This window comes from Dinoroseobacter sp. S375 (genome assembly GCF_049800775.1).
GTDB lineage: Bacteria > Pseudomonadota > Alphaproteobacteria > Rhodobacterales > Rhodobacteraceae > Dinoroseobacter.
Window position 1 is genome coordinate 873,535 of sequence record NZ_JBNAFR010000001.1, and the last position, 18,322, is coordinate 891,856.

Consider the following 18,322-nt stretch of genomic DNA (forward strand, 5'->3'; position numbering starts at 1 on the left):
GAGAATGTCGCGCCCCCCCGGTGGTGTAATGGCTGCGGATCACGCCGTTGCCTCGGGGGGCGGCCCCCTTGCGGGGGCCGCTCGACCACACGGCAATCAGACCGGATCAATCCGGCGGTGCGCATCATAGGGAGGAGGGACCGATGGAAATCTGGTCCGATTTGGGGGCATTGATCAGCGCCCTGGGCAGTCAGGATTCCTGGACAATCCGCCAGGCACTGACCCCCAACACAGTCTATATTTTCGGGGCGGTGTTTCTGGCGATGTCTGGCCTGGCTCTGGCATGGGTCTATCACCATGTCCCGATCGTCGAACGCTATTTCGAGCGCACGGTGATGGTGACCTGCTATCTCGCGACCGCCGGGATCATCTTCTGGGGCGTGATCGATCGCTTCATCTTTTCGAACCAGCAGCCCTGGTCGACGACGATCCCCCCGTTCCTCTTCATGATCATGGCGCTCTTCGGCGGGGCCTATAACATCCGCCTGAGGACCCATCTGAGCTTTTCCGAATTCCGGACCGTGATGCCCCGCAAGGCGCAATATGCGTGCCTCTGCCTCGATTTCGCCCTGTGGTTCGGCTTTGCGCTGATCCTGCTGGTGACGACGCTGCGGGTCGTAGCGCTGTCGGCTTCGAACTTCCAGATCGTGCTGGGCACGGACAACACCATGCAGTGGTGGTTCCTGCTCTCGGCCCCGATCGCCGCCACCCTGATGGCCGCGCGCGCGGTCGAGAACATTCAGGATGACACCAAGAACCTGCGAAGCGGTGCGCCGCTGATCAAGCAGGCCGTGATCGGAGGAGATGTCTGATGGCTGACGGAACTCTTGTCACACTGATCTCGGTTGGGGTCACATTCCTGTTCATGCTGGGCGTGCCGGTCTTTCTGGTGATCGCCTATTGGGTGGTCGGCTGCTCCTTCGTGCTGGGCCTGACGCTCGACAATATGGGCGCCGAGATCCTCAACGTCTTCAACAAGGGCTTTGCCCTGCTGGCGATGCCGCTCTTCATTCTGACCGGGGACCTGATCAACAAGTCAGGCATCGCGCGGCGGCTGTCGGATTTCGCCTATGCCTGTCTCGGCTGGCTGCGCGGCGGTCTCGCCATGGCGTCGCTGGGCGCTTGTGGGCTTTTCGCGGCGATCTCGGGCTCGAACTCGGCCACCACGGCGACCATCGGCTCGATGCTGCATCCCGAGATGGTCAAGGGCGGCTATGACGAGCGCTTCTCGGCGGCCACCGCGGCGGCGGGTGGCACGGTGGGGATCATCATCCCGCCCTCGATCATCTTCATCGTCTATGGCTTCCTGATGAACCTGCCGATCTCGGATCTCTTCGTGGCAGGGATCATTCCCGGCACGCTGATGGTGGTCGGCATGCAGCTCGCCTGCTGGATCATCTGCCGGATCAACGGCTGGGGCTATATCATCCCGCTGCAGCTGAACCGCGTCCTGAAGACTGCCTTTGGCGCCTGGCTCGGCTTCTTTGCCATCGGCCTCGTGCTCTGGGGGATCTATACGGGCAAGTTCTCTCCCACCGAGGCGGCGGGCGTGACCGTGGGCTTCTGCATCATCGCGGGCCTCGTATCGTGGCTGCTGACCAAGGTGCTGAGCCTGCGCACGGACAAGACCTGGGAAGAGAAGAGCTATGGCGAGATGCTGGTCGTCGAGGGCTTCACCCTGCGCCAGATCCCCGGGATCACCATGCGCTCGGCCGAGATCACCGGGATCCTCGCGCCGCTCATCGCCATCTCGGTGGTGATGCAGCAGATCCTGTCGCTCCTCGGGGCGCAGCAGGTGATCGGGGATTTCGTAACCTCCATGGGCGGCTACCATGCGGTGCTGTTCACGGCGATGATCATCGTGTTCTTCTCGGGCATGGTGCTGGAAAGCCTGCCGGTGACGATCATCCTCGCGCCGATCCTTGCGCCGATTGCGGCCAGTGTCGGGGTCGATCCGATCCACTTCGCGGTGATCTTCCTCGTGGGGGCCTCGATCGGGTTCATCACACCGCCTTACGGGCTTAACCTCTATGTGGCCTCAGGGGTCACCGGCGTGCCCTATTTCCGGCTTCTGCGCTACACGGTGCCTTATCTTGTGGCACTGATCTCGGTGTGGTTCCTGGTGTCGCTGGTGCCCGATTTGGCCTTGATCCTGCTGCCGAATAAGTAACCCATAGCGGTATGGATGAGACGGTAACACATGAGAAAGACGCCCAGATTCCCACGAACCTGCGGTTGCTTCTGATCCTCGAGGAGGTGGCGCGCCGCGGCGTGCCCCTCAAACCGTCTGATCTGATCGACGCACTCGGGCTGGCCAAACCCACCGTGCATCGCCTTCTGCAGACCGCCGAGGCCGAGGGCTTCCTGCAGCGCGATCTCGATGGGCGGTCCTATGGGCCGGGGCCGCGGCTCCGGCGCCTGTCGGTGAATACGATGTCCTCCGCATACCTGCGCACCGCCCGTCTGGCGATCCTGCGCAGGGTGGCGGAAGAGATCGGCGAGACCTGCAACCTCGCGATCCCGGACCGGGAGGGGATGATCTATCTCGACCGCGTTGAGACGAAATGGCCCCTGCGGATCCAGCTGGCCGTGGGCACGCAGGTGCCGTTTCATTGCACGGCGAGCGGGAAGCTCTATCTTTCGACCCTGCGGCGCAAGACGTTGGAGGGGTTTCTTGCGGCAGGCAGCCTGCCCCGGAGTACCGAGCGTACGCTGACGGAACCGGACGCGCTGCGCGCGGAACTGCATGCGATCTCGCGGAACGGGTTCTCCACCGATGATGAAGAATTCATGGCGGGCATGGCCGCTGTGGCCGTGCCGATCCTCGACGATCAACGCCGTCTCGTGGCGTCGCTGGCCGTGCATGCGCCGGTCCAGCGTCACGATCTGACCGGATTGCTGCGGTTTCTGCCCGTGCTGCAATCGGGCGCGGGGCAGCTGGCGGATCTGCTGGCAAGCTAGCCGCGTGCCCCGCGCGCGGCGGAGGATACTGCCCCTCACCCGAGATCTCCGCAAAAGGCGCGCAGAGGATCACGCAGCACGTCGGCGCCGACTGCATGCAGTCGGCGCGTCACGCTCCGCTGCAATTGTCCTTCAGGATGGCCACGAGCCGCGTGATCACCGCACGGACGGCAGGGATGTGGCGGTCATCCTGATGCATGACCAGCCATTGATCATGGGCCAGCTCATCGATCTCGACCGAGACCCGCTGCAACCCGGTTTCCCGATCCCCGACGAAACACGGCAGCACGGCCCGTCCGGCCCCCGCCAGCGCCAGATCCAGCGCGTTGCGGGGATGGGTCACTTCGACTCCGGTCTCCGAACCTCCCTGGGCCGCCACCCATTGCGACGAGGGCGTCGCCCCCATGACCCGGATCCAGGGCCTTTCCGTACGGTCGATGGCATAGGTCGCAAATCGGATCCGTCCGATCTTGCGCCCGGCGAGCAGGGGATCCTCCGGGCCTTGGTTCCGCACCCCGATCAGGGTCTCGCGCCGCGTGATGCTCAGCACCTCCTCGGCGGATATGAACCGCAGGCGCGCGCCGCTCGTCCCGACCAGCTCGGGCAAGCGCCGGCAGAGCAGCGCGGTGATCCAGCTCCCGGCGGAGATCTTGATCAAAGGTCGCTCTGGTCGCCCGGTCTCGACCATGGGCACCAACTCGGCCTCCAGACGGCATACCTTCTCGAAAAACGCCTGCCCCTCCTCCGTAAGCGCATAGCCCCGGGGCATCCGCTCAAAGAGTTCCTGCCCCAGCCGCCGCTCCAGCGACAGCATCCGACGCCCCAAGGTTGGCGCACTCTTGCCCGTGACATCCACCGCCCGCGCCAGCCCCTGGCCGCGTGCCACGGCCAGAAACAGCCGCAGATCATCCCAATCGAAGTTCATTTCACTCATGAAATGAACTGTACAGTTTGTGTCGTGGAATTGCACCTGCCCGATCCATACCCTGCCTCCGACAGCACAAGGAGCAGAGCTATGGAGTTTCTCGACACCCAGATTGCGCCCCTCGGCATGGGGTGCTGGCCCATCGGTGGACCGATGTTCTCGGGCGACCAGTCCCTCGGTTACAGCAATGCCGAGGATGGCATGTCCATCCGCACCATCCATGCCGCCCTCGACGGGGGGATCACCCTGTTCGACACGGCGGCAGCCTATGGGGCCGGGCATTCCGAGCGCCTGCTGGCCCAGGCGCTGGCCGACCGCCCCGATGCCATGATCGTCACCAAGATCGGCATAGGTATCGACGAGCAGAGCAAGCAACTCTCCTTCGACATGCCCACCCCGGAGGACGTGCAACCGGCCATCGAGGCCTGCCTCACGCGTCTGAACCGCGACCGGATCGACCTTGTTCTGCTGCACCAGAACGAGATGCCGATTGCCGAGGCCGCCGCGATCTTCGACGCCATGGAGGAGGTGCGCCAAAGCGGCAAGATCCGCGCCTTCGGGTGGAGCACGGATTTCTCGGACCGCACCGCCGCCATGGCCAAGCGCGACGGGTTCGTGGCCATCGAGCATGCGATGAACGTCTTTTTCGATGCGGAAAACGTGCAAACGACCGCTCGGGACCATGGTCTCGCAAGGCTCATCCGCTCTCCGCTCGCCATGGGGGTGCTGACCGGGAAATACGGGGCCACCGAACGTCTGGGCAAGGACGACATCCGCGCCTCGGGCGAAACATGGATGGAGTATTTCAAGGATGGCAGGGCCAATCCCGACTATCTCGCACGGTTGGATGCGGTCCGCGAGTTGCTCTGTTCCGATGGGGGGTCTCTGGTGCAAGGGGCCTTGGGCTGGATCTGGGCCAAGGCACCGGACAACATCCCGATCCCCGGCGCGCGGACCGAGGGCCAGATCACCGAGATCGCCGGGGCGCTGGCCCATGGACCACTTTCAGCGGAGGTTCTGACCGAGATCGAAGCCCAGATTGACCGCGCAAGTCAGCCGGTCCCGGAGCGACCCCGCTGAAGCACGCCCCGTTGTCAGGTCGACTGGGTAAAAGGCGTTTTCACCGTGTGGAGTCGCACATGTCGGATGAAGGCGCGGGCGATGGCCGGGGTGGGTTTGCGGTCCGAGGTCACGAAATAGGTCCGGTACTCGATGGGTGAGGCGAATTTGCGAAACACCACATCGCCGGACCGATACTGCACCACCGGGAAGGGGTTGATGACTGTGACACCCAGCCCAGCCTGCGCCAGATCCGCCGCCGCGAACGAGGTCGAGGCCTCGGCCACGATCCGCGGGATGCTGCGACTGTTGGTCAGCACCTTTTCCAATTGCGCCCGGCGCGAGTGCCGGTGGCTCAGGGCGATCAGCGGCTGCTCATGGAGATCCTCGGGCCGCACGACCTCGCGCGCGGCCAGGGGATGCCCCTTAGGCATCGCGCAGACCGCCTCGGAATGCCGATAGGGCGTCAACTTGATCCCCTCCCGGGTCAGATCCACACCCGACAGCCCGAGATCGGACCGATCCTCCTGGATCCGGGTGATCACATCCTCCGATGAGGCGACCTCGAGACTGACAAAGAAATGCGGGTTGGCGGTCAGGAAGGTCGCCATATGTCCCACGAGGAAACGATGGGCGAAACTGGGCGGCGCGGTGAGGCGCAGGGTCTCTTGCGCGGGCTCGGTGGGCCCGTCGATCCGGTCGAGCGCCTCGAACAACGGATCGAGCCGCCGGTTGAGCTGGGCCGCCTCCGAGGTCGGACGCAAGCGCCCACCATCGCGCTCGAACAGGATGCGCCCGAGCCGCGCCTCGAGACTGGCGATGGACCGGCTGACGGCGGATTGAGACAGCCCCAGACGCAGCGCCGCCTTGGAGGTTGTCCCGCTTTCCATGAGCGCGCGCAGCGCTTCGTATTCCGGCAGGCTGTGCCAGGTGCGTCCTGCCATGGGGGCCTCTGCAAAAATCTCATCGGTCTATGATATTTTATCATTCACTCAAGGATGGTCTATGAGAAAATATGGCCTACGCTGGCCCGGTTGCGATCGCTTTGGGGGCGGCACCGATGGAACAGATGACCCAACCACTCATATTCGACGGGCATAACGACGTATTGCTGCGGCTCTTCACCGAAGGGCGCGCGACGGCGGCGCAGGGCTTTCTCGCGGGGCGCGACGGGGCGATCGACGTGCCCTCGGCCCGCGCGGGCGGGTTCGGCGGGGGCCTTTTCGCGGTCTATGTCCCCTCCCCCAAGGATCTCGACAGTCAGCTCGAAGAGATGCTGAAGGACACCTATGACATGCCCCTGCCCGACCCGATCCATTGGGAGGATGCCTTCCCGGTGGTCATGGCGCAGGCGGCGATCCTGTTCGACCTCGAAGAGCAGGGCGCGTTGACGGTGTGCCGCAGCGCAGCCGAAGTGCAGGCCTGCCTGAACTCCGGAATTCTGGCAGCGGTCCTGCATATCGAGGGCGCGGAAGCCATTGATCCGGATCTGAATACTCTGGATGTGCTCTATCAGGCGGGGCTGCGGTCCATCGGACCGGTCTGGAGCCGCGAGACGATTTTCGGCCATGGCGTGCCCTTTCGTTATCCCAGCTCGCCGGATACCGGCCCGGGCCTGACCGACCACGGCTTGCGGCTTGTGCGGCGCTGCAACGAGCTCGGCATCATGATCGATCTGTCGCATCTCAACGAGGCGGGTTTCTGGGATGTGGCGCGCCATTCGACCCAACCGCTGGTCGCGACCCATTCCAACGCCCATGCGATCTGCCCCCATGCGCGGAACCTGACGGACAAACAACTGGCCGCCATTGCCGAGAGTGATGGTATGGTCGGGCTCAACTTCGCGGTCGCCTTTCTGCGATCGGATGGCAAGAAGCTGTCCGAGGTGCCGCTGGAGCAAATGATCCGCCATCTGGATCACCTGATCGAAACGCTCGGCGAGGATCGGGTGGGATTCGGTTCGGATTACGACGGTGCGCTCGTGCCGGACGTGCTTAACTCCTGTGCCGGACTGCCAAAACTTCGGGCAGCCCTGCGCCAGCACGGCTATGACGATGCGTTGATGACGAAGCTCTGCCAGGGAAACTGGCTTAGGGTTCTCGAGAAGACCTGGGGCGCATAACCCGGGTTAAACTTTCCAATTCCCGACAACGGAGGACGACCAAAATGAATACTTTTGCGAAATTGCTCAGCGGGGCCGCATTGGGCCTCGCGGTGAGCGTGACATCCTTCTCGGCCTTCGCCGAGACGCCTGCGAACATGCTGGTGATCGCGCACCGGATCGACGATGTGACCACCATCGACCCGGCCGAGAGCTTTGAATTCGCCGGCTCGGATATCAGCCGGAATGTCTACAGCCGTCTGGTCAATCTCGACCCGAACGATCTGGCCGCTGGCTACAAGCCCGACCTGGCCGAAAGCTGGGAAGTCTCCGAGGACGGCAAGACCATCACCTTCACCATGCGCGAGGGTGTCACCTTCCACTCGGGCAACCCGGTGACCGCCGAGGACGCGGCCTTCTCGCTGCAGCGCGCGGTGATCCTGAACAAGACACCGGCCTTCATCCTGACGCAGTTCGGCTTCACCGCAGAGAACGCGGCCGAGACGATCCGCGCCGAAGGCAACAAGTTGATGATCACGACGGACAAGCGCTATGCGACCTCCTTCGTGCTGAACTGCCTCACGGCGACGATCGGCGCGATCGTGGACATGAAAACCGTCATGGCCAACGAGGTCGATGGCGACATGGGCAACGAGTGGCTCAAGACGAACTCCGCCGGCTCGGGCCCCTACAAGCTCGACAGCTGGAAGCCGAATGAGAGCGTCACGCTGACCTCGAACCCGGATTACTACGGTGGCGCCCCCGCCATGGAGCGCGTGATCGTGCGCCATGTGCTGGAAAGCGCGTCCCAGCGCCTGCTGCTGGAGCGCGGAGATATCGACATCGCCCGCAACCTCAACCCCGAGGACATCGCCGGGGCCTCCGGGGCTGAGGGCGTCAAGATCCAGGATGAGCTGAAGGGCCGCCTGATGTATCTGGCCCTGAACCAGAAGCATCCGGAACTGTCCAAGCCTGAGGTTCGTCAGGCGTTCAAATACCTGATCGATTATGAAGGCATGCGCGACAGCTTCCTGAAGGGTCAGTACACGATCCATCAGAACTTCCTGCCCGCGACCTATCTGGGCGCGTCGGATGAGAACCCGTTCTCCTACAATATCGAGAAGGCCAAGGAGCTGCTCGCGGCTGCCGGGGTCGAGAATCTCGAGATCGAGATCGGCGTGCGCGAAGCACAGGAGCGGATCGAGATCGGTCAAAGCTTCCAGAACGCCGCAGCGCAGGCCGGGATCACGGTCAACATCACTGTCGGCACCGCCAAGCAGATCCTCGCCCGTTACCGCGCACGGGAGCTGGATGTCTATCTCGGTGCCTGGGGCCCGGACTACCCGGATCCGCAGACCAATGCCGGCACCTTCGCCTATAACCCGGACAACTCGGACGAAGCCAACGCGACCGGCCTTCTGGCGTGGCGCAACAGCTGGGATACCGGTGGTCTGACCGCCAAGGTCGACGCCGCCGTGGTCGAGAATGATCGCGACATGCGCATCAAGATGTACGAGGAGATCCAGGCCGAGTTCCGCGAGACATCCCCCTTCGTGGTGATGTTCCAGCAGATCGAGCAATCTGCCCTGCGCGAGAATGTCATGAACTGGTCCACCGGTCAGGCTGTGACCGCCGCCGCCTATTGGCAGGTCACAAAGTAAATGGCCCTCTCCGAGGACAACGGGAAGGGGCGCGCGCGCGCGTCCCTTCCCCCATGGATCAAAACGACGGCCCTGACCCTCGGCTCCATTGCCGTGACGATGCTGGGCCTGCTTTTCATTACCTTCATTATCGGTCGGGTGATGCCCATCGACCCGGTGCTGGCCATCGTTGGCGAGCGGGCGTCGCAATCGACCTATGACGCGGTTTTTCTGGAGCTTGGGCTCGACAAACCGCTGATCGTGCAATTCGGCTATTACATCTGGGACGTGCTGCATCTGGACTTCGGCACCTCGCTGCTGAACGCGCGGCCCGTCTCCGAAGACATCGCCCGCGTCTTCCCCGCCACGCTGGAGCTGGCAACGCTCGGCATTCTCATCGGGGTCATCCTCGGGGTGCCGCTGGGCGTGGTCGCCGCGGCCCGCAAGGGATCCTGGATCGACCAGGTGGCCCGGGTGCTCGCACTGGTGGGCTATTCGATGCCCATCTTCTGGCTGGGCCTGATGGGGCTCTTGATTTTCTACGGCATTCTCGGCTGGGTCGGCGGACCGGGGCGCGTGGGCATCTTCTATGTCGACGTGGTGCCCAGCGTGACCGGGCTGATCCTTGTGGATGCTGCCCTTGACGGCAATTGGGACGTCTTCAAGGACGCCTTCAGCCATATCATCCTGCCCGCCTCGCTGCTGGGCTATTTCTCGCTGGCCTATATCAGCCGGATGACGCGGTCGTTCATGCTGGAACAGCTCAGCGCCGAATACATCACCACGGCCCGGGTCAAGGGCATGTCGGAATGGGATGTGATCTGGAAGCACGCCTTCAAGAACATCCGGGTGCAGCTCATCACGGTCATCGCGCTGAGCTATGCGAACCTGCTGGAGGGCTCGGTCCTGACGGAGATCATCTTCTCCTGGCCCGGGATCGGCAGCTACATCACCACGGCCCTTCTCAGCGCGGATATGAACGCGGTGCTGGGCGGCACAGTGGTGGTCGGGCTGATCTTCATCCTGCTCAATATCTTTTCGGACCTTCTCTACAAGGTCTTCGATCCGAGGGCGAAATAGATGGCCGACCAGACCCTCCGGGCGTGGCTCCTGACGGACACGCCAACCTCGCGGCGCCATGCGAAGCTTTCGGCGCTTTATCAGGGCTGGCTGTCGTTCCGGTCCAACACCATGGCAATGATCGGCCTCGGCATTCTGGTCGCGCTGGTGCTGATCGCAGCCGCCGCCCCCCTGATCGCGCCCCACGATCCCTTCGTGCAGGATCTGGGCAACCGCCTCGCACCGCTGGGATCCGAAGGGCATATCCTCGGCACGGACAGCCTGGGTCGGGATATCCTCTCGCGGCTGATCTATGGCGCGCGGATCACGCTCTATATCGTGGCGCTGGTGGCGCTGATCGCGCCGGTGGTCGGGCTGCTGGTGGGCACGGTCTCGGGCTATCTGGGCGGGTGGATGGATGTGGTGCTGATGCGGATCACCGATATCTTCCTCGCCTTCCCGCGGCTCGTGCTGGCGCTCGCCTTCGTGGCCGCCCTCGGCGCGGGGATCGAGAACGCGGTGATCGCGATCTCGCTCACGGCGTGGCCCCCTTACGCCCGGATCGCCCGGGCCGAGACCCTGACCATCCGCTCGTCGGATTACATCTCGGCCATCAAGCTGCAGGGGGCGGGCGGTCTGCGGATCATCACACGGCATATCTGGCCGCTCTGCATCTCGTCGCTGATCGTGCGGGTGACGCTGGACATGGCGGGGATCATCCTGGCCGCTGCCGGCCTCGGCTTTCTCGGCCTTGGCGCGCAGCCGCCCAGCCCGGAATGGGGCGCGATGATCTCGGAAGGGCGTCGGTTCATCCTCGATCACTGGTGGGTCGCCACCATGCCGGGGCTCGCGATCTTCACCGTATCGCTGGCCTTCAACCTGCTGGGCGACGGCCTGCGCGATGTGCTCGACCCGAAGGCAGGTGAATGATGGACAGGCTTCTGGATGTGGAAAACCTCTGGGTGAAGTTCCCGACCCGGCAGGGGATCTTCGACGCGGTGCGCGGGGTGTCCTTCACCCTCGGGCGCGAGCGGTTGGGGATCGTCGGCGAAAGCGGCTCGGGCAAGTCCATGACCGGGCGCGCGATCCTGCGCCTGATCCGCCCCCCGGGGATCGTGGAGGCGGATCACATCGCTCTCGACGGCGTGGATCTGTTGCAGAAATCCGAAAAAGAGATGCGGGCCGTGCGCGGCCAGCGGATCTCGATGGTGATGCAGGACCCGAAATTCTCGCTCAACCCGGTGATGACCATCGGCGACCAGATCATGGAGGCCTACCGCCTGCACTCCAAGGCCTCGAAATCCGAGGCCCGCACCAAGGCGCTGGAGATGCTGGAGGCGGTCTCGATCCGCAACCCGGACCGGGTGATGCGCGCCTATCCGCACGAGATGTCCGGCGGGATGGGCCAGCGGATCATGATCGCCATGATGCTGATCCCCAACCCCGAGATCCTGATCGCGGATGAGCCGACCTCGGCGCTGGATGTGTCGGTGCAGCGACAGGTGCTCGACATCATGGACAAGCTGGTCACGGACCGGGGCATGGGCCTGATCTTCATCAGCCATGACCTGAACCTCGTGGCGGATTTCTGTGACCGGGTGCTGATCATGTATGCCGGTCGGATCGTCGAGGTCTGCGATGCGGACAAGCTGCATGAGGCGCAGCACCCCTATACGCGCGGCCTGCTGAATTCTCTGCCCCGACTGGATGCGCCGCGCGACCGGCTCGAGGTGCTGACCCGTGCGCCGGAATGGTCCGAAGCCCCAAGTGTGAGCGGTCGCCAATGACGATGCTGGAAATCGATGGTCTCGACGTCTGGTTCGGGCGCGATCGCGACCGGGTGGACGCGGTCAAGCAGGCGCGGTTTTCCGTGGACGCGGGCGAGAGTTTTGGCCTTGTAGGCGAGAGCGGCTCGGGCAAGTCCACCATCCTGCGCGCCATCACCGGGCTGGCCCCCACCTGGTCCGGTCGGATCGCCGTGGGCGGTCAGGAGATCGAGTTGAAACGCGCCAAGACCTTCTACAAGAAGGTGCAGATGGTGTTTCAGGACCCCTATGCCTCGCTCCACCCGCGCCATTCCGTGGATGCGGTGCTGGGAGAGACCCTGCATCTGCACGGGTTCAGGGATATCGACACGCGGGTCATGAAGCTGCTGGATGATGTGGGGTTAGGGCAGAAGTTCCGGTTTCGCTATCCGCACCAGCTTTCGGGGGGGCAGCGGCAGCGGGTCGCGATTGCCCGCGCGCTCGCACCCGAGCCCGAGCTCTTGCTGTTGGACGAGCCCACCTCAGCGCTAGATGTTTCCGTGCAAGCCGAGATCCTGAACCTGCTCGCGGATCTGCGGCAGGAACACGGCCTGACCTATCTCATGGTGTCCCACGACCTGAGCGTGGTGGGCCATATGTGCGACCGGCTTGCAGTGATGAAAGACGGCGAGATTGTCGAGATCATGGATGTGGCGGCGCTTCGGGCCATGAAGGCCACCCATCCCTATTCGCAGCACCTGCTCAGGGCCTCGATCTGAGGCGCGGGCCAATCACGGGGGTTTACATGTATCATTCGACCAAGACCTTACTTGCGGGCGTCGCGGTGGCGGCTCTGACGGCCGGGCCGCTCTGGGCCGAGACGCCGGACACCATTCTGGTGGTGGCCCAGAATATCGATGACATCGTGACCATCGATCCGGCCTCGGCCTATGAGTTCAGCTCGGGCGAGTATGTGGCGAACACCTATGACACGCTGGTGCGCTATGACGCCATGGACACCACGGTTCTGGCCCCTGCCCTCGCCACGGAATGGGAGATCGACGGCGCCAGCAAGACGGTGACCTTCACCCTGCGCGACGGCGTCACCTTTCACAGCGGCAACCCCTTGCGCGGCGCGGATGTGGTCGGCTCCTGGAAGCGGGTGGTGACACTCGACAAGGCACCGGCCTTCATCCTCAAGCAGCTCGGCTGGACCCCGGAGAACATCGACGAGATGGTCACGGCTGAGGGCAACACGGTCACGGTCCGCTATGAGGGCGAGTTTGCGCCCTCATTTGTGCTGAACGTGCTGGCGGCGCGCCCGGCTTCCATCGTGGATATGGAAACGGTCATGGCCAACGAGGTCGATGGCGATCTGGGCCACGCCTGGATGAACAAGAATTCCGCCGGGACCGGACCCTTCAGCCTCGGCACCTACCGGCCTGCGGATATCCTCTCGCTCACGGCCAATCCGGACTATTACCAGGGCGGCCCGGCCATGGAACGGGTGGTGATCCAGCACAATCCCGAGGGCGCGACACAGCGCCTGCAGCTTGAAGCCGGGGATATCGACATCGCCAAGAACCTCGATCCGGGCCAGATCGCCGGGCTCGACGACGCCGAGGGCGTCCGGGTGGAGACCTATCCCCAGGCGGCGGTGCATTGGGTGTCGTTCAATCAGAAGACCGAGAGCCTGACGGATCCGGCGGTCTGGGAAGCGGCGCGCTATCTGGTGGATTACGAGGGCATGGCCGAGGGCATGCTCAAGGGTCAGATGAAGGTGCATCAGGCCTTCTGGCCCGACGGCTTTCCCGGCGCGCTCACGGAGACGCCCTTTGGTTACAATCCCGAAAAGGCGCGTCAGATCCTGTCCGAGGCCGGGGTGGAGACCCCGATCAACGTGACCATGGACGTGATCTCTGCCCCGACCTTTGTCGAGATGGCTCAGGCGCTTCAGGCGTCTTTCGCCGAGGGCGGCATCAATCTCGAGATCATCCCGGGCACCGGTGCGCAGGTCATCACCAAGTACCGGGCGCGGACCCATGAGGCGATGATGCTCTATTGGGGGCCGGACTTCATGGACCCCCATTCCAACGCCAAGGCCTTTGCCTATAACGCGGATAATTCCGACGACAAATACGCCTCCACCACCACGTGGCGCAACGCGTGGATGCCGCCGGAGGAAATGAACAAAAAGACCATGGCGGCGTTGGCCGAGCAGGACGCCGACACCCGGCTTGAGATGTATATGGATCTGCAAAAGGCGACCCAGGCCGAGGCGCCGTTCGTCATCATGTTCCAGGCGATCAAGCAGGTGGCCATGCGCGACAACGTGCAGGGCTTCGTCAACGGCGCCACCTCCGACTACGTCTTCTACCGGCTGGTCGAAAAGGAATGAGCCCGCCGCGCTCCGCCGACGCCTTCTTCGCAGCATTGCATGAGGCCATCGGCGGGCGCCTGTTCACGATCACCGTGCTGGACCGGGACGCCGGTCTGGCACGGCGCGCCTACAGCTCGCATCCCGAGGCGTATCCCGTCTCGGGCACCAAGCCCATGGCGCAAGGCGCCTGGACGGACATGGTGGTGGCGCGTGGCGAGGTGTTCGTGGCGAACTCGGTGGCCGAGTTCGCGATCTATTTTCCCGACCACGCGCTCATCGAGAGCCTCGGCTGCGGGGCCGCGCTGAACGTGCCCATCCGCAATGGCCCGGTGATCGGCACCGTAAATGTTCTGGACGTCGCCGGGGCGTTCTCGCCTCCGGTTGTGACGCGGATCTGTGCCGAGATCGCCGCGCAGGAGGACGCGCTGCGGACCCATCTGGAAGATCTCGCGCTGTAGTCAGACGCCCTGTACGGGGGCCGATACGCCCTGACGGATCGACAGCATGCTACAGGGCCCAGCTGGGACCCGTTCCCGGAGCATTGCCGCAACGCTGTCTCGACCCGAGGCCGTCCGCACATACCCGGCGGCCCCGGTTCCAACATCGACACCACCCACCGGGGGACAGGTCGAAATTCTGCAGCGCTGCGCGAGGGCGCCCGAGGCCCGCGCGCTTGACACGAAGCCTGCGCCCGCGGCACGCTGCGTCATTTCTTGACGCCAAATCCGACCTGCACCGTGCTGTTTCGAAGTCTTTGCCTATCCCTTTTCTGTCTGGCGGCCATGCCGTTACAGGCCTTTGGACAAAGCTCCTGTGACACCAGCATCCGCTTCGCCGCCGCCAGAATGAGCGTCTCGGCGGCGCAGGCTCGGTTTCGGGGCTGCGTCGCCCGCGAGGACAGGCTGGTCGAGCAGGACCGCGACGCCTATTACACTGGACGCCGCCCCCCGCAGCAGCAATGCGCGGGTGAGGCCGTCATCTACACCGCATGCGAGCGCGAAAGCCGCAATATCTGCACCGCCCGGGAGGAACTGGAGGCCGCGCGCGACGCCTGCTTGCGGTTCGATCAGGAAGAGCTCAACACGATCACTGAGGCCGTTGAGGACCTGAATGATCGACGCCCCGATGCCGGGGCCGGTGCGCTTTCGAAAAAGCTGACCGAGCAGGCCCTCAAGGAGTTGGACGCAAGCATCCGCACGACCCTCGGTGCGTTGGATAGCGTCATCGCGGATGCGGACGCCGTGGATCCGGTCGGAGATGCCGCCTCCACTCCGAGGTTTTCCGCCACGACGGGCCCCGGCGGCGCGGATCAACCCAACGCGCTGCCTGCCGACCTGCAAGCCATTCTGGATCAGACGGTTGAGGGGCTGCAAAGCGCCGTTCAGGATGGCGATCTGTCGGTGCAAGAGGCGCAGACCCTGTTGAACCGGGGCCTGCGCCAAATCCGCGAAGACCGCGATCGACAGGTCAGGGCCGCGCGAGAAGAGATCTGGGACAACAGGGTTCAGGGCTCCGAAGAAGACGAGCTGGCGGCGCGCATGCGGTCGCAACTCTCTGCGTTCTCGCGATCAAGCCCGGCGCAACCGCCCAGAGGTCAGCAATCCCGACCCAGCGCCGCGAACGAGGTCGCCGCGTGTATTCAGGCCTGTGTCACCTGGCCGAGCAACACCCGGGGCGGGTGCACCCGGTGTTGCCAACAGCTGGGCGCGGGCGTGTTCACCAGCTGCTTTCCCAACAGCAGAACGTATTTCGAACGGTGGCGATAGACGGGTCCGCGATGCGCAGAAGCCCGGGGCCTCAGGCGACGGGCGGACATCCCCAATCCGAGGACAACGAGATGACACAGCAATCTGATCCTATGACACGGGCCTCGCGGGTCGCTGCGCTCGTGGTTTTGACCTTTTGCAGCATTGCACCCTTGGCCTCGCAGGCCTTCGAGCCCGTGGCGGAGTTTCCGGTGGATCACAACTCCTACACGCTCACCGCGCAGACCTTTGGCCCGGACGGCACCTTCTACGCGGGCGACGGGCTGCGGCTCAGGGCGTTTGATCTGCTCGGGAACACGCAAACAGACGGGTTGATCGTCGGGCAGGCGGCGGGCATCGCGGTCTCGCCGAATGGTCGGCAGGTCGCCATCGGAACCCATGATGACGGTGTCACGCTCTACGCGCTGCCCGACGGATCCGAGATTGCGCGCTTCGATCTGGACCTGGTCTACACTCCCCCTGTCTTTCAGTTCGACCCCTTGGGCCAGAACCTGCTGGTCAAGACGCAAGCTGCGCCGAACGCGCTCCATCTGTTCAACGTCACATCCGGGACGCTGCGCCGGATCGCGCCGGACAAGGTCTCCCCTGAAATGGCTGCATTCTCGCCCGATGGCCTGTCCATCTACGTGATTGAGCGGTCCGGAGAGATCGAGAAGATCGACCTCGCAAGCGGCGCGACTCAGGCCGCAGCCAGAACGCGCGTCCCCCTGGCAATGCCGGTGCGCTTGCAAATCCTGCCGGACACGAAGGATGTGGCCGTGGTCTCGGTGGGCGAGGTCAATCGCTTCAACGACCAGCTGGGCGGGCGCAGGCATAGCTTCGCGCCCCCCGCATTTGGCGAAGGCTTCACCGGGTCGGGGCAGTTCGATCGGTTCCTGTTCACGAACCCGTCGGGCAGTTCAGTGGGGCGGCTAACCCTGGCGGGGGATTTTTCGACCTATGACATTGGTCGGGACGGGGCGTCACAGTTCCGGAACCCGCGCATTGCGAGCGCATTCCCGGCTTGGAAACACGATGCCGCCGCATTGAGCCGGGATGGCTCTGTTCTGGGGGTGGTTCAACGAAACCCGGATGAAGGCGGTGTTTTCTTCTTTGCACTTCCATCCGAGCGTTGGACCGATCTGAGCCAGATGTTTGAGCGCCAAGCAAGCGCACGCGCGGCGCTGGAGGCGATCAAGCGGAATGACCTCGACGCGCTCGCCACGCTCGTGACGCCCGAGCTGGTCCTGACCACACCGATGGCGCCCTCGCTGCTTTCGGTGGCGGCGGCCTTTGGATCGCTTGAGAGTGTGTTCCTGCTGGTCGAGAATGGCGCGGATGTGGATCATCTTGCGCCCCTGACGGGCAAGACCGCCTTGATCCATGCCGCGGAAGCCGGAAATGAGGAGACGATTCAGGCGCTGCTCAGCCTGGGTGCGGATACCACTCGGATCGCGCGGACCGGCGAGACATTCACGGCAGCCTTGGCGAAGTCGCCTATCGCAGAAGACAGCGGATCGCAGATCGCCACGCTCAAAGCGCAGATCAGGCGCAAGCTGCCCGCCGCAGCGCTGGGTCAGGCCCTCTTCACGGCGGTGGCGCGGGGCGACCGGCATCTGCTGGCGACCCTTCTGTCCATGGGGGCGGATGCGAATGCCCGGGACAGAGAAGGCCGAACCCCCTTGATGATCGCAGCCGCATCCGAGGCGGACACGGCGCTGGGGATGGTGCGGGATCTGCTGCGTTTCGGGTCCGCCGATCCGAACATGACAAACAGGGACGGGGCAACAGCGCTGGCCTTCGCCATGGCCGCGGATGCCGGGGAGGACCTTCTCAGGACCCTGATCGTGGTCAGCGCGCTCGCACGCGAGGACAACCCGAGCTATGCGTGGGATCTTGCGTCCGAGCTGAACAATCCGGCGGCTCTGGCCCTTCTGCCCGCCCAAGGCTGGCAGCCGCCCAACATCCCCATGCCGGAGATCGCGAAAATCGACCTGCCGATCGCGGGCAACATGACCCGCCAGCAGATCCGCACCCTGCAGGAGGCGCTGAAGCGCCAAGGGCTCTATGCCGGATCCATCGATGGTCTGTGGGGGCCTGCCAGCCGGCGGGGGCTCGCGTCCTATTTCAAGGTTGTGTTCGAAGACCACCACAGTGTCCTTGAAGAGTTCTGCACCGGGATCGGGGCCGAGATTGACCAACGCTCCGCCCGGGGGGCGGCCTATCTGGGGTCTGGATCCGGCTCGGGCGTGGCGTGGCGCTTCGAAGGCTTTCAGGGGATAGGCGTCGATGTAGAGGCATCGAGCACCGACCGGGACATGACCGTCCGATGCGAGTTCAGGGCGGGCGCGAATGGCGCGCGCACCATCGACCAGCTTGAGCTTTGGGCGGGGTTTGTGCGCTACGACAGCCGTCAGATCATCGCCGATTTCCGCAACAAATGTGCAACCGCGCAGGACTGGTTGCGATCTCAGTTCTACGTGGCCGAAGCGCCGGTCGCGGTGGATTTCGCCTGCGACCGGGCCATGGCGGGGGTACCTGTCAGTGATCGCGGGGTTGCCACGACCTGGCAGGAATACTGATCGGCATCGGGCGGCCATCGAACGGAGCGCTGCACTGTTTTGGGCAACCTCGTCCTGCGGGAAAGCGCGCAGCGCCTCTCTGCAGCGCCGCGCGGGGGATTTCGGACCCTGACGCCCCGCGCAGG

The 18,322-nt window shown here is 64.1% G+C and carries 16 protein-coding genes; 14 read left to right on the plus strand and 2 right to left on the minus strand.

Translation table 11 applies throughout. From position 1 onward, the window contains the following. Positions 1 to 143 precede the first annotated feature (143 nt). Genes ACP150_RS04195 through ACP150_RS04205 form a run of 3 tightly spaced genes read left to right on the plus strand, consistent with a single transcriptional unit; the run spans position 144 to position 2,961 of the window. Positions 144 to 812, plus strand: a complete 669-nt coding sequence (locus tag ACP150_RS04195) for a TRAP transporter small permease (protein ID WP_424965290.1) — start codon at positions 144 to 146, stop codon at positions 810 to 812. Continuing rightward, positions 812 to 2,170, plus strand: a complete 1,359-nt coding sequence (locus ACP150_RS04200) for a TRAP transporter large permease (protein ID WP_424965291.1) — start codon at positions 812 to 814, stop codon at positions 2,168 to 2,170. Before ACP150_RS04195 ends, ACP150_RS04200 begins: the two co-directional genes overlap by 1 nt. Before the next feature lie 11 nt (positions 2,171 to 2,181). Next, positions 2,182 to 2,961 carry an IclR family transcriptional regulator gene (locus ACP150_RS04205; RefSeq protein ID WP_424965292.1) on the plus strand — a complete coding sequence of 260 codons (780 nt, stop codon included), beginning with the start codon at positions 2,182 to 2,184 and terminating at the stop codon, positions 2,959 to 2,961. A 109-nt stretch (positions 2,962 to 3,070) separates the two neighbouring features. Here the strand turns inward: ACP150_RS04205 and ACP150_RS04210 are convergent, their stop codons facing one another. After that, a complete protein-coding gene (locus tag ACP150_RS04210) occupies positions 3,071 to 3,895 on the minus strand; it encodes a LysR family transcriptional regulator (protein ID WP_424965293.1) in 825 nt (274 codons plus the stop codon). Positions 3,896 to 3,976: 81 nt separating this feature from the next. Here ACP150_RS04210 and ACP150_RS04215 point away from each other — a divergent pair, with 81 nt between their 5' ends. Further along, the gene (locus tag ACP150_RS04215; protein WP_424965294.1) at positions 3,977 to 4,966 is read left to right on the plus strand and encodes an aldo/keto reductase; all 990 of its coding nucleotides are present in this window, start codon (positions 3,977 to 3,979) and stop codon (positions 4,964 to 4,966) included. 14 nt (positions 4,967 to 4,980) lie between these two features. Here the strand turns inward: ACP150_RS04215 and ACP150_RS04220 are convergent, their stop codons facing one another. Next, a complete protein-coding gene (locus ACP150_RS04220) occupies positions 4,981 to 5,889 on the minus strand; it encodes a LysR substrate-binding domain-containing protein (protein ID WP_424965295.1) in 909 nt (302 codons plus the stop codon). A gap of 125 nt (positions 5,890 to 6,014) precedes the next feature. Here ACP150_RS04220 and ACP150_RS04225 point away from each other — a divergent pair, with 125 nt between their 5' ends. The 10 genes from ACP150_RS04225 (at position 6,015) to ACP150_RS04270 (ending at position 18,197) form a co-directional block, all read left to right on the plus strand. Then, positions 6,015 to 7,067 (plus strand): dipeptidase, encoded by a 1,053-nt coding sequence (locus tag ACP150_RS04225; RefSeq protein WP_424965296.1) that lies wholly within the window; start codon positions 6,015 to 6,017, stop codon positions 7,065 to 7,067. Between the two features lie 44 nt (positions 7,068 to 7,111). Further along, complete coding sequence (locus ACP150_RS04230) at positions 7,112 to 8,707, plus strand: ABC transporter substrate-binding protein (protein WP_424965297.1); 1,596 nt, start codon at positions 7,112 to 7,114, stop codon at positions 8,705 to 8,707. Beyond that, positions 8,708 to 9,766: an ABC transporter permease gene (locus ACP150_RS04235; RefSeq protein ID WP_424965298.1), complete on the plus strand. Its 1,059-nt coding sequence runs from the start codon at positions 8,708 to 8,710 to the stop codon at positions 9,764 to 9,766. Further along, complete coding sequence (gene nikC / locus ACP150_RS04240; RefSeq protein WP_424965299.1) at positions 9,767 to 10,675, plus strand: nickel transporter permease; 909 nt, start codon at positions 9,767 to 9,769, stop codon at positions 10,673 to 10,675. It abuts the gene before it with no gap. Continuing rightward, the gene (locus tag ACP150_RS04245; RefSeq protein WP_424965300.1) at positions 10,675 to 11,532 is read left to right on the plus strand and encodes an ABC transporter ATP-binding protein; all 858 of its coding nucleotides are present in this window, start codon (positions 10,675 to 10,677) and stop codon (positions 11,530 to 11,532) included. Before nikC ends, ACP150_RS04245 begins: the two co-directional genes overlap by 1 nt. Continuing rightward, positions 11,529 to 12,269: an ABC transporter ATP-binding protein gene (locus ACP150_RS04250; protein WP_424965301.1), complete on the plus strand. Its 741-nt coding sequence runs from the start codon at positions 11,529 to 11,531 to the stop codon at positions 12,267 to 12,269. The genes ACP150_RS04245 and ACP150_RS04250 overlap by 4 nt, the downstream gene beginning before the upstream one ends. A 26-nt stretch (positions 12,270 to 12,295) precedes the next feature. Then, positions 12,296 to 13,888, plus strand: a complete 1,593-nt coding sequence (locus ACP150_RS04255; RefSeq protein WP_424965302.1) for an ABC transporter substrate-binding protein — start codon at positions 12,296 to 12,298, stop codon at positions 13,886 to 13,888. Continuing rightward, the gene (locus tag ACP150_RS04260; protein ID WP_424965303.1) at positions 13,885 to 14,328 is read left to right on the plus strand and encodes a GAF domain-containing protein; all 444 of its coding nucleotides are present in this window, start codon (positions 13,885 to 13,887) and stop codon (positions 14,326 to 14,328) included. The genes ACP150_RS04255 and ACP150_RS04260 overlap by 4 nt, the downstream gene beginning before the upstream one ends. Before the next feature lie 324 nt (positions 14,329 to 14,652). Further along, positions 14,653 to 15,636, plus strand: a complete 984-nt coding sequence (locus ACP150_RS04265) for a hypothetical protein (RefSeq protein WP_424965304.1) — start codon at positions 14,653 to 14,655, stop codon at positions 15,634 to 15,636. Between the two features lie 71 nt (positions 15,637 to 15,707). Further along, positions 15,708 to 18,197 (plus strand): ankyrin repeat domain-containing protein, encoded by a 2,490-nt coding sequence (locus ACP150_RS04270; RefSeq protein ID WP_424965305.1) that lies wholly within the window; start codon positions 15,708 to 15,710, stop codon positions 18,195 to 18,197. Positions 18,198 to 18,322: the final 125 nt, after the last annotated feature.